This is a genomic window from Gramella sp. MAR_2010_147, from assembly GCF_900105135.1.
Lineage (GTDB): Bacteria > Bacteroidota > Bacteroidia > Flavobacteriales > Flavobacteriaceae > Christiangramia.
Genome location: NZ_LT629741.1, coordinates 1562614 through 1575136, shown reverse-complemented (window position 1 = coordinate 1575136; position 12523 = coordinate 1562614). Strand labels below are relative to the sequence as shown.

General features: G+C 41.1%; 7 protein-coding genes. 2 read left to right on the top strand and 5 right to left on the bottom strand.

The annotated features are described in order from the left end of the window. Positions 1-14: 14 nt before the first annotated feature. Positions 15-6149: an MBG domain-containing protein gene (locus tag BLT95_RS07115; RefSeq protein WP_089665416.1), complete on the top strand. Its 6135-nt coding sequence runs from the start codon at positions 15-17 to the stop codon at positions 6147-6149. A 168-nt stretch (positions 6150-6317) separates the two neighbouring features. Then, on the top strand, positions 6318-6680 hold the full coding sequence (locus tag BLT95_RS07110) for a hypothetical protein (protein WP_089665415.1): 363 nt from the start codon (positions 6318-6320) through the stop codon (positions 6678-6680). Between the two features lie 59 nt (positions 6681-6739). On the opposite strand, the gene BLT95_RS07105 is transcribed toward BLT95_RS07110, so the two are convergent. The 5 genes from BLT95_RS07105 to BLT95_RS07085 form a co-directional block, all read right to left on the bottom strand. Further along, positions 6740-7738 (bottom strand): YpdA family putative bacillithiol disulfide reductase, encoded by a 999-nt coding sequence (locus tag BLT95_RS07105; protein WP_089665414.1) that lies wholly within the window; start codon positions 7736-7738, stop codon positions 6740-6742. Further along, complete coding sequence (rpe, locus tag BLT95_RS07100) at positions 7725-8387, bottom strand: ribulose-phosphate 3-epimerase (RefSeq protein WP_089665413.1); 663 nt, start codon at positions 8385-8387, stop codon at positions 7725-7727. The genes BLT95_RS07105 and rpe overlap by 14 nt, the downstream gene beginning before the upstream one ends. Positions 8388-8590: 203 nt before the next feature. Then, positions 8591-8842, bottom strand: coding sequence for a BLUF domain-containing protein (locus BLT95_RS14470; RefSeq protein WP_231896427.1), 252 nt, complete (start codon positions 8840-8842; stop codon positions 8591-8593). A gap of 203 nt (positions 8843-9045) precedes the next feature. After that, entirely contained in the window at positions 9046-9909 is an 864-nt protein-coding gene (locus BLT95_RS07090) for a sigma-70 family RNA polymerase sigma factor (protein ID WP_072552879.1), read from the bottom strand. 310 nt (positions 9910-10219) lie between these two features. Next, a complete protein-coding gene (locus BLT95_RS07085; RefSeq protein WP_089665412.1) occupies positions 10220-12469 on the bottom strand; it encodes a polyribonucleotide nucleotidyltransferase in 2250 nt (749 codons plus the stop codon). Positions 12470-12523: the final 54 nt, after the last annotated feature.

The window sequence follows — 12523 nt, the reverse complement described above, 5'->3', positions numbered from 1 at the left end:
TTAATTTACATGATATGATTGCACTATTACTCAAGTTTAATAGGCTAACACGCCTATTGCTTTTACTAATGTTTTTAACGCTGCCGGCAGTTTCGGTGGTGGGGCAGACGGAATCTGGCCAGGGGCAGAGTGAAACTGCTGCATCGACGGCCACCGTAACAACCGATAAGGATGACTATGCTCCGGGGGAGTATGTTATTATCACAGGAACCGGTTGGGAACCCGGAGAACGGGTTGATTTTACTTTTGTAGAAACTCCGAAGCCGGAGTCCTGTGTCAATTCCCACGATAATTTTGCTATTGCAGATGCTAGTGGTAATATCCGTTATGAAGGGTTCTTGATTAAGGTAAATCATATCGGAGTTCATTTTGTGCTGACGGCAACCGGTCTTAGTTCTGCGAGGATTGCAAAAACAGAGTTTACTGATGCCAATGTTAGAGTTAGGACTTCCTCTGGTTCAATCACTTTGTTTGCTAAATTGACTAATAATTTGGATTGTTCGGGATTGGGAATAAACTCTAATGGTACTGCAAATACAGGAAATAATTATTCTATTGCAGTTGCGAGTACCCCCAATGTTCAATCTGTTCAACTAACTGCTCCTGCTACAAATTCACTTGGTGAGGTTTTTAATGAGTGGTCATCCAATACGGATTTTTCCATTGATCTTAATAATCCAAGAATAATTTGTGTTCGTGGTAACGTAAGTAATGGCTCAGTTACTTATACAGCTAATTATATTGCTTGTGCGTCCCCATCTATTACAACCTCTCCAATATCTAAAACCCTAACATATGGCGACGCTGACCCTACTTTTTCAGTAACCGCATCTGGAGATGGCTTAAGCTACCAATGGCAATTCAATACGACAGCTGTTCCTGGCACTTGGAATAATGTGGGTACTAATTCAAATATTTATACCGTCCCATCACCGACTGTAAGTTTCAGTGATCGGACCTACAGAGTAGTGATCACAGGTTCTTGTGGAACGGTGACTAGTACGCCGGTTGGGTTGACAGTGAATAAAGCAACACCAACAGCTACTCTGGCGGTATCAAATTCACCACAAACCTATACAGGCTCCGGCCAATCAGCGACAGTTAGTATTTCAGCTAGTTCTGTCCTAGGTACTGTTACCAACATCCTTACAGGTGGTTCAGCATCACAGACCAATGCCAATACTTATGCGGTCACGGCTAACTTTGTTCCTAACGATGCAGCTAATTATAATACCCTTACAGCTCTTCCAACTGGAAACTTTACTATTGTCAAGGCAGCATCCTTTACCACAGTAACAATAACCGGTGCTCCGTTCGCTTATACAGGCTCAGCGATCACTCCGGCTTCTGTCACCGTAACAGGTGCAGGTGGCTTAAATTTATCTCCTGATGCTGATTATACAGACAATGTGAATGCCGGAACAGCTAGTGCGAGTTACAGTTATGCAGAAAGTGCTAATTATCTTGCTTCAAATGACATCAAGACCTTTGCTATTGGTAAAGCTGATGCTACGGTAACTGTTGTAGGAACTACTGTTATCTATGACGGAACAGCTTATGGAGCTTCAGGAACAGCAGTTGGAGTAGAAGGAGAAACTTTAGCCGGGCTTGACCTTGGTGCAAGCTTCACCAATGTACCAGGAGGCACCGCTAACTGGGTCTTCACAGACCAGACCGGAAACTACGAAGACGAATCAGGATCAGTTGAGATCGTGATCAATAAAGCAGATGCTACGGTAACAGTTGCAGGTACTACCGAAACTTATGACGGAACAGCTTATGGAGCTTCAGGAACAGCAACCGGAGTAGAAGGAGAAACTTTAGCCGGGCTTGACCTTGGTGCGAGCTTCACCAATGTACCAGGCGGCACCGCCAACTGGGTATTCACAGACCAGACCGGAAACTATGAAAACGAATCAGGATCAGTAGAGATCGTGATCAATAAAGCAGATGCTACGGTAACAGTTGCAGGAACTACGGTTACCTATGATGGAACAGCACACGGGGCGAGCGGTACAGCAGTTGGAGTAGAAGGAGAACCTTTAGCCGGGCTTGATCTTGGCGCAAGCTTCACCAATGTACCAGGCGGCACCGCCAACTGGGTCTTCACAGACCAGACCGGAAACTACGAAAACGAATCAGGATCAGTAGAGATTGTGATCAATAAGGCTGATGCTACGGTAATAGTCGCAGGTACTACGGTTACCTATGATGGAACAGTACACGGGGCGAGCGGTACAGCAGTTGGAGTAGAAGGAGAACCTTTAGCCGGGCTTGACCTTGGCGCAAGCTTCACCAATGTACCAGGGGGTACTGCAAACTGGACCTTCACAGACCAGACCGGAAACTATGAAAACGAATCAGGATCAGTAGAGATCGTGATCAATAAAGCAGATGCTACGGTAACAGTTGCAGGAACTACGGTTACCTATGATGGAACAGCACACGGGGCGAGCGGTACAGCAGTTGGAGTAGAAGGAGAACCTTTAGCCGGGCTTGATCTTGGCGCAAGCTTCACCAATGTACCAGGCGGCACTGCCAACTGGGTATTCACAGACCAGACCGGAAACTATGAAAACGAATCAGGATCAGTAGAGATCGTGATCAATAAGGCTGATGCTACGGTAACAGTTGCAGGTACTACGGTTACCTATGATGGAACAGTACACGGGGCGAGCGGTACAGCAGTTGGAGTAGAAGGAGAACCTTTAGCCGGGCTTGACCTTGGCGCAAGCTTCACCAATGTACCAGGGGGTACTGCAAACTGGACCTTCACAGACCAGACCGGAAACTACGAAGACGAATCAGGATCAGTAGAGATCGTGATCAATAAAGCAGATGCTACGGTAACAGTTGCAGGAACTACGGTTACCTATGATGGAACAGCACACGGGGCGAGCGGTACAGCAACCGGAGTAGAAGGAGAACCTTTAGCCGGATTGGATCTTGGCGCAAGCTTCACCAATGTACCAGGGGGTACTGCAAACTGGACCTTCACAGACCAGACCGGAAATTATGAAAACGAATCAGGATCAGTAGAGATCGTGATCAATAAGGCAGATGCTACGGTAACTGTTGCAGGAACTACCGAAACTTATGACGGAACAGCTTATGGAGCTACCGGCGCAGCAACCGGAGTAGAAGGAGAACCTTTAGCCGGATTGGATCTTGGGGCAAGTTTCACCAATGTACCAGGGGGTACCGCTAACTGGATCTTCACAGACCAGACCGGAAACTATGAAAACGAATCAGGATCAGTAGAGATCGTGATCAATAAGGCAGATGCTACGGTAACTGTTGCAGGAACTACCGAAACTTATGACGGAACAGCTTATGGAGCTATCGGCGCAGCAACCGGAGTAGAAGGAGAACCTTTAGCCGGATTGGATCTTGGCGCAAGCTTCACCAATGTACCAGGGGGTACTGCCAACTGGGTATTCACTGACCAGACCGGAAACTACGAGAACGAATCAGGATCAGTAGAGATTGTGATCAATAAAGCAGATGCTACGGTAACAGTTGCAGGAACTACGGTTACCTATGATGGAACAGCACACGGGGCGAGCGGTACAGCAGTTGGAGTAGAAGGAGAACCTTTAGCCGGATTGGATCTTGGCGCAAGCTTCACCAATGTACCAGGCGGCACCGCCAACTGGGTCTTCACAGACCAGACCGGAAACTACGAAAACGAATCAGGATCAGTAGAGATTGTGATCAATAAGGCTGATGCTACGGTAATAGTCGCAGGTACTACTGTTACCTATGATGGAACAGTACACGGGGCGAGCGGTACAGCAGTTGGAGTAGAAGGAGAACCTTTAGTCGGATTGGATCTTGGCGCAAGCTTCACCAATGTACCAGGGGGTACTGCAAACTGGACCTTCACAGACCAGACCGGAAACTATGAAAACGAATCAGGATCAGTAGAGATCGTGATCAATAAAGCAGATGCTACGGTAACAGTTGCAGGAACTACGGTTACCTATGATGGAACAGCACACGGGGCGAGCGGTACAGCAACCGGAGTAGAAGGAGAACCTTTAGCCGGGCTTGACCTTGGCGCAAGCTTCACTAATGTACCAGGGGGTACTGCAAACTGGGTATTCACAGACCAGACCGGAAACTACGAAGACGAATCAGGATCAGTAGAGATTGTGATCAATAAAGCCGATGCTACGGTAACTGTTGCAGGTACTACGGTTACCTATGATGGAACAGCACACGGGGCGAGCGGTACAGCAACCGGAGTAGAAGGAGAACCTTTAGCCGGGCTTGACCTTGGCGCAAGCTTCACTAATGTACCAGGGGGTACTGCAAACTGGGTATTCACAGACCAGACCGGAAACTATGAAAACGAATCAGGATCAGTAGAGATCGTGATCAATAAAGCAGATGCTACGGTAACTGTTGCAGGAACTACGGTTACCTATGATGGAACAGCACACGGGGCGAGCGGCACAGCAGTTGGAGTAGAAGGAGAACCTTTAGCCGGATTGGATCTTGGTGCGAGCTTCACCAATGTACCAGGGGGTACTGCCAACTGGGTCTTCACAGACCAGACCGGAAACTACGAAGACGAATCAGGATCAGTAGAGATCGTGATCAATAAAGCCGATGCTACGGTAACTGTTGCAGGAACTACGGTTACCTATGATGGAACAGCACACGGGGCGAGCGGTACAGCAACCGGAGTAGAAGGAGAAACTTTAGCCGGATTGGACCTTGGAGCAAGCTTCACCAATGTGCCAGGCGGCACCGCCAACTGGGTATTCACAGACCAGACCGGAAACTATGAAGACGAATCAGGATCAGTAGAGATCGTGATCAATAAAAGACAGCTTACTGTAACGGCAATAGATAATTCAAAATTCTGCGGTCAAGTTAATCCTAATTTAGCAGTATCGTATTCAGGATTTGCCAATGGGGAGAATGAAAATGTCTTAAATACTAAGCCAAGTGCTTCAACATCTGCTGATGTAAATAGTACCAATAGTAGTTATATAATTAAAGCCTCTGGAGGTGTAGATAATAATTACAACTTTACTTATGTAGATGGTACTTTAACCGTAAATGGAGTAATCATCGATGCAAGCGCAAGTAGTAATCCAATTCAATTAGGAACTACAGCTACTTTATCAGCTCAGGTAACACCGGCTGTAGCAGGGGTGAGTGTAACATTTATATTATCTGAATATAACAATACAAATACAGGAACATTTGCACAGTCTTATACTGCCACAACCGGATCCAATGGTATAGCTACGGTAGACGTTGCTAATCTTCCTTCTGATGTTTATAAAGTGACAGCAGTTGCCGGAGGTGGATGTTCAGAATCTGAAGCTTACTTACCTGTTTACGATCCTAATGGAGGTTTTGTAACAGGAGGTGGATGGATCCAATCCCCAGGAACAGCGATGGAATCTGGAGCAACTGGTAAAGCAAACTTCGGTTTTAATGCGAAATATAAGAATGGTAAAAACAATATGACTGAAGTTGATGGTAATACAAACTTCCAATTCCAGGCAGGGGATTTACATCTTAAGAGTATTTCTCACGATAATATGTCACTGGTAATTTCAGGAGCAAAAGCAACCTACCGTGGGGTTGGTACTGTTAATGGAGCAAGTACACATAAATTCCTGTTGATCGCGATTGACGGTGATGTTTCCGGAGGAGGTGGTACTGATAAGTTTAGAATTAGGATTTGGAAGCATAACTCTCCAGAAATTCTATATGATAATCAGTGGATTTCTGATGAAAACTCTAATGATGCCACAATATTAGGTGGTGGTTCCATCGTGATCCATAAACCCAAAGGAAATAATAAAACGATGGAAACTACCGGGAAACCTGACGCTAAATATGTGATGCCAGAGGTTCCACAACAATTGAGAACTTTGGAGGTTGCTCCAAATCCGATGAGTGAGTATTGCGATATTAGATTCAGCTTAAAAGCAAAATTAAAAGCAGACGTTCTTATATTTGATATAAACGGTAGACAGTTGCGAAGCTTACATTCATCAATAGTTAATGAGAATGAGATGATTCAGATTAGATTTGAAAGACAAAATCTTCCTAGTGGAGTATACATTTGTAAATTGATTACCGGTGATGGTCACAGTTATGAAAGGCAAATTGTAATCAAGTAATTCAAGCAATAATTTTAAAGAAGAAGGCGCTGTTTACAGCGCCTTTCTTTTTGGATGTATGTTATATAAATTTTGTTTTTTTTAAGCCTTAGCGTTAAATCTTACATAAATACTTTCTTTAACTGGACTTAACCGGTAATTTAGTCATCCTAATAAATTTTAATATCTATGGCAGCTTATTTTAATTCTAATCAACTTAGAACATCTTTGCATGAAGTTGTAAAGATGTATATTAAAGAATGTAAAGATTGTGATGTATTACCACAGGACTGTATTGATCTTCTTAGACATAATTTTTTAGCTGAATTTGTGATTTACAATAAGGCTAATAATACTATAGAGATTGGGATGAATAAATCTGACGATTTTGATGGATATCCTGAAATTGAGATCTATACTTTTCCTCTGGAGGATATTGGGAAAAAAGTAGATCACTCTTTTAAAAATAATAATGAGGATCTTGAGTTCTACGGAAAATTAATAGGTAGGAGAAAAGGAATAGGATCTAATTCTGTTGTATTAATGGAATAAGCGAATTCTTCACTCCCCGGAAAAAGCAATTTTAAATTTTTAAAATTGCTTTTTTTTTGCTAATTATTCACTATTGTTTTCTGCCTTTTATCGAGCTGCTGCATGATCATTTTGGCATGTACTCTTGAATTTTCTATAAACCATTTATGGGTTTCTACTCCACCACAAATAACACCAGCCAGAAAAATACCTGCAATATTGGTCTCCATAGTATCTTCATTATATTCTGGAATTTTTCTACCATCGTTAGAAAGCTTAATTCCAATATCCTGAAGAAAACCAAAGTTAGGACGATAGCCTGTCATTAAGAGTACAAAATCATTTTCAAGTATTTCCTCATCTTCTGCAGTTTGTAATACCACCTCATTCTCTCTAATTTCCTTCAGTGAGGCATTAAAATAGGCTTTTATGCTACCCTCTTTAATTCGGTTTATAATATCTGGTCGTACCCAATATTTTACTCGTTCCCCAATTTCGGGATTTCTCACTATCATAGTTACATCACCACCTTTTCTATAAATTTCTAAGGCAGCATCTACAGCTGAATTACTTGCGCCAACCACCACAGTCTTCTGGGTGGAATAATAATGCGGATCATTATAATAATGAGAAACCTTCGGAAGCTTTTCTCCTGGAATACCTAGATTATTGGGAATATCGTAAAAACCGGTAGCAACTACTACATTCTCAGTTATATATTCTCCCTTAGTAGTCTGGACAATATGTGTATGATCAGCTTTAGTTTTTACCGAGGTAACTTTTTCAAATAAATGGATGTTGATCTTATTAGAAGTTGCAATTCTTCTGTAGTATTCCAGTGCCTCTCTTTTAGTAGGTTTGGGATTATTGCTGATAAAAGGTATGTTGTCGAGTTCCAGCTTTTCAGAAGTGGAAAAGAATGTCATATTGGTAGGGTAGTGGTAAAGCGAATTTACCAGGCATCCTTTCTCCAGGATAATATAGGATATTCCCTTCTTTTTAGCTTCCAGGGCACAGGCAATACCAATAGGGCCGCCACCAATAATTACAACTTGATACTTATTTTCAGGAATTTGCAATTTCTTTTAGGTTTTTAATGGTTTGAGGCTGGTCTTCAGCTTTAAAAACAAAGCTTCCGGCTACCAGTACATCTGCACCTGCTTTCGCAAGTTGAGCTGCGTTTTGATCGGTTACACCACCATCAATTTCAATAAGGGTGCTGGCATTGTTCATAGTAATAATTTCTTTCAGGCGTTGCACTTTATTAAAGGTATTTTCAATAAAACTCTGACCTCCAAAACCAGGATTAACACTCATTACACAAACTAAGTCGATGTCTTTGATTACATCTTTCAGTAAATCTACATTTGTATGCGGATTTATAGCGACGCCGGCTTTCATACCTTCAGCTTTTATAGCCTGCAGGGTTCTATGTAAATGTGTGCATGCTTCATAATGAACAGTAAGGATGTTAGCTCCCAATTCAGCAAATTCTTTAATATATCTATCTGGATCAACGATCATCAAGTGAACATCGATGGTTTTTTTAGCATGTTTAGAAATTGCTTTAAGAACCGGCATTCCAAAAGATATATTTGGAACAAATACCCCATCCATGATATCTATGTGAAACCAGTCGGCTTCACTTTTATTGATCATTTCTACATCACGTTGAAGATTTCCGAAGTCTGATGCTAATACAGAAGGCGCAATAAGTTTGTTGCTCATTTTATTTTGTTGTGTTTGGTGTAAAAATAGGAAGAAAAAGATGGTTTTACTCCTATATGATAAATGCTTTTAAAATGTTCGAAACAGCTCTTTGTAGTGGTTCATCCAGCACTTCAATATATTTTTCGTAGTTATTGAGTCTAGCGCTATTATACCTGGTGTCCTCTGAAATAAAATCAGATTTATAACCATCAAATGCTTCCTTATGAATGCGCTTCTGGAAAAGCTTGATGATATTGTGGTGCCTGGAATCTTTCTCGATTTTTTTTGTACAACTCGTTAATATCCTCTTTTCTACCTTCAATAATCTGGAAAAAATTGCCTTCAGAAAATAATAAAAGTCCGGTAATATTATTTTCATTGTTACTCTTTTCAGAAGAGGCCAATATATTTTTTATTTCTTGGTCATTCAGATTTCTTATTGCTGTACTCACATAGCTGATCGCGTATCTCATAAACAGATAAGTTGTTTCGTCTAAAAATATTTAGGGTTTTGTATAAAAATAAAGAACTTGATGTTAAAATGTCAATTTTTGTTCACGAATAAAAAGAAAAAACCCCGGTCATCACTCCGGGGTCTTCATCAATCAAAAAACGAACAGTTATTTTCATAATGGGTCATCACTCCCATCACTAAACTGTTGTTGCTTTAAATATCCTAGCCAAGATACGTTTTTAAAATTTTACTTCTAGACGTATGCTTTAATCTTCTAATGGCTTTTTCTTTAATTTGGCGTACTCTTTCTCTTGTAAGATCAAAAGTCTCGCCAATTTCTTCCAATGTCATTGGATGTTGATCTCCCAGTCCAAAGTAAAGTCTGATCACATCAGCTTCACGCGGAGTAAGAGTTTCTAATGCACGCTCAATCTCAGTTCTTAGAGATTCGTGCAATAACTCCTTATCTGGATTAGGTGATTCACCAGAACGAAGTACATCGTAAAGGTTTGAATCTTCTCCTTCTACCAATGGAGCATCCATAGATACGTGACGCCCGGAATTCTTCATAGATTCCTTAACGTCATTAATAGTCATGTCAAGTTCTTTCGCAATTTCTTCAGCACTTGGCGGACGCTCATGTGACTGCTCTAAAAAGGCAAAAGTCTTATTAATCTTATTTATTGAACCAATTTTGTTCAATGGTAAACGAACAATTCTTGACTGTTCTGCCAATGCCTGTAGGATACTTTGACGAATCCACCATACAGCATAGGATATAAATTTAAAACCACGGGTTTCGTCGAAACGTTTCGCAGCTTTAATAAGCCCTAAATTTCCTTCATTAATAAGGTCAGGAAGGGTTAATCCCTGATTTTGATACTGTTTTGCTACAGAAACCACAAAACGAAGGTTCGCTTTAGTAAGTTTCTCTAATGCACGGTTATCACCCGCTTTAATTCTTTGTGCCAATTCTACCTCTTCATCAGCGGTGATCAGGTCTACTTTTCCAATTTCTTGCAAATACTTGTCTAACGAAGCGGTTTCACGATTGGTAACCTGCTTCGTAATCTTCAGTTGTCTCATCTATCTTCTACTTGGATTTTAATTGTGCATAGCTCTTGTACATAGTTATACGTAAGAAGTACTCTTAATGTTACAAAAATTAATTTTTATTTTATTTGGGCGTTGCGCTTCGCGCCGGGCTTTACGCTTCAAGTCTTCGCTCCTTATAGTCGCTGTAGGCTTTCCGCTGCAATCCCTAACGCAAAAAAACAGATTTAATAAAAATCAAATTTTTAAAGATAGTCGTAAAGAAGTATTCAAAATTTCAGGAAATAAATAAAAATAAAAAAGCCCGAACAAGTCGGGCTTTTCAAATTTATTCAGGAGAAAATTACTCTTTATCTTCTCTTGGTTTTCTATCGTCACGACGATTATCACGGTTACGATTATCTCTGCCACCGCGATTATCACGGGAACCACGACTGTCGCGATTATCGTTTCTTGGAGCTCTCTCCTTATAACCTTCAGGTTTTGGCATTAAAGCTTTTCTAGAAACCTTATCTTTTCTGGTTTTAGGATCCAAACCAAAGTATTTTACGTCCAGTTTATCTCCCATGTTAAGAACGTCGTTTACATCGTTGGTACGTTCCCATGCAAGTTCAGAAATGTGAAGTAAAACTTCGTTACCTGGAGCATCCAGATATTCTACTACAGCACCAAAATCAAGGATCTTGATCACCTTCACTTCGTATACGCTTCCTTTTTCAGGCTTAAATGTAATCGAGTCTATCTTCGCAAGAACTTTATCAATTCCTTCCTGCTGAGTTCCAAGAATTTCAACAATACCCTCTTCTGTAACAGGATCTTCATTGATCACGATCTCAGTTTTGGTTTCTTTTTGAAGTTCCTGAATAACTTTTCCTCCAGGTCCAATTAAGGCACCAATAAATTCGTTAGGAATTCTTCTGGTGATGATCTTAGGAGAATGAGCTTTTACATTCTCATTTGAGGTAGGAATTGTTTCAGTAAGTTTTTCAAGAATATGAAGTCTGCCTTCACGTGCTTGTTTTAATGCAGCCACAAGGATCTCGTAAGAAAGTCCTTTAACCTTGATGTCCATCTGGCAGGCAGTGATACCATCTTCGGTTCCTGTTACTTTAAAGTCCATATCACCTAGGTGATCTTCGTCTCCAAGAATATCAGAAAGTACTGCGTAGTCGTCACCTTCAGAAATTAATCCCATAGCAATACCAGAAACTGGCTTTTTAAGCTTAACACCTGCATCCATAAGGGACATTGTTCCTGCACAAACTGTAGCCATAGAAGAAGAACCGTTAGATTCCAGAACTTCAGATACTACACGTACTGTATAAGGACAATCTGCAGGGATCATTCCCTTAAGTGCTCTTTGAGCAAGGTTACCATGCCCGATCTCTCTTCTTGAAGTACCTCTAATTGGGTAAGCTTCTCCGGTTGAGAAAGGAGGGAAGTTATAATGTAAGTAAAAAGTTTCTTCACCCTGTTGCGTTGGAAGATCTACCTGGTTCGCTTCTCTTGAAGTACCCAAAGTCACTGTTGCTAATGCCTGAGTTTCTCCACGAGTAAAGATGGCCGATCCATGAGTTGAAGGAAGGTAATCTACCTCACACCAGATAGGTCTGATTTCATCTGTCTTTCTACCATCAAGTCTAATTCCTTCTTTAAGTGTTAGATCACGAACAGCCTTTTTCTGCGCATCGTTGAAGTATCCGGAAATCATCTTTCCTTTTTCTTCCAATTCCTCTTCCGAGAACATAGCCTTTACTTCCTCTTTTAATTCAGAAAAAGCTGCACTTCTTTCTTTTTTGCTGGTACCGCTTTTTGCGATATCATATGATTTTTGGTAAGTGGCATCAAGAATTTTCTTCTCGATAGCCTCATCAGTTGCTGCTACTTCATACTCGCGGGTTTCTTTTTTTCCGAAAGCTTCAGCAAGTTTTACCTGAGCTTCACACTGAACTTTAATAGCTTCATGAGCAAATTTAATTGCTTCAGCCATTTCTTCTTCAGAACATTCGTCAAATTGTCCTTCAACCATCATTACAGAATCTGCAGAAGCTCCAACCATGATATCCATGTCTGCTTCAGCAAGTTTCTCTCTGCTTGGGTTTAGTACAAATTCTCCATTAATTCTGGCTACTCTAGCTTCAGAAATAGGAGTTTCAAAAGGAATATCAGATAACTGAATAGCGGCTGATGCGGCTAAACCTGCTAATGCATCTGGCATAACATCGTCATCATGCGACATTAGCTGGATCATTACCTGAGTTTCGAACTTATAATCTTTTGGGAATAGTGGACGCAATACGCGGTCTACTAATCGCATTACCAGAATTTCTTCGCTACTTGGTCTTGCTTCTCTTTTGAAGTAACCTCCAGGGAAAAGACCTGCCGCAGCAAATTTTTCACGGTAATCTAATGTTAATGGAAAGAAATCCATTGTTGTAGGCTTGTATGAAGATACTACCGTACAAAGTAACATGGCGTTACCCATTTGAACAACAACCGACCCGTGAGCCTGTTTTGCCAGTTTTCCGGTTTCGAGAGAAATGGTTCTACCATCTCCTAAATCGATAACCTCTTTAAATGTTTTTGGAATCATAATAATTTTTGAATTCTTGATCTGAATAACTTCAACCAGATCATTTTGTTAAAC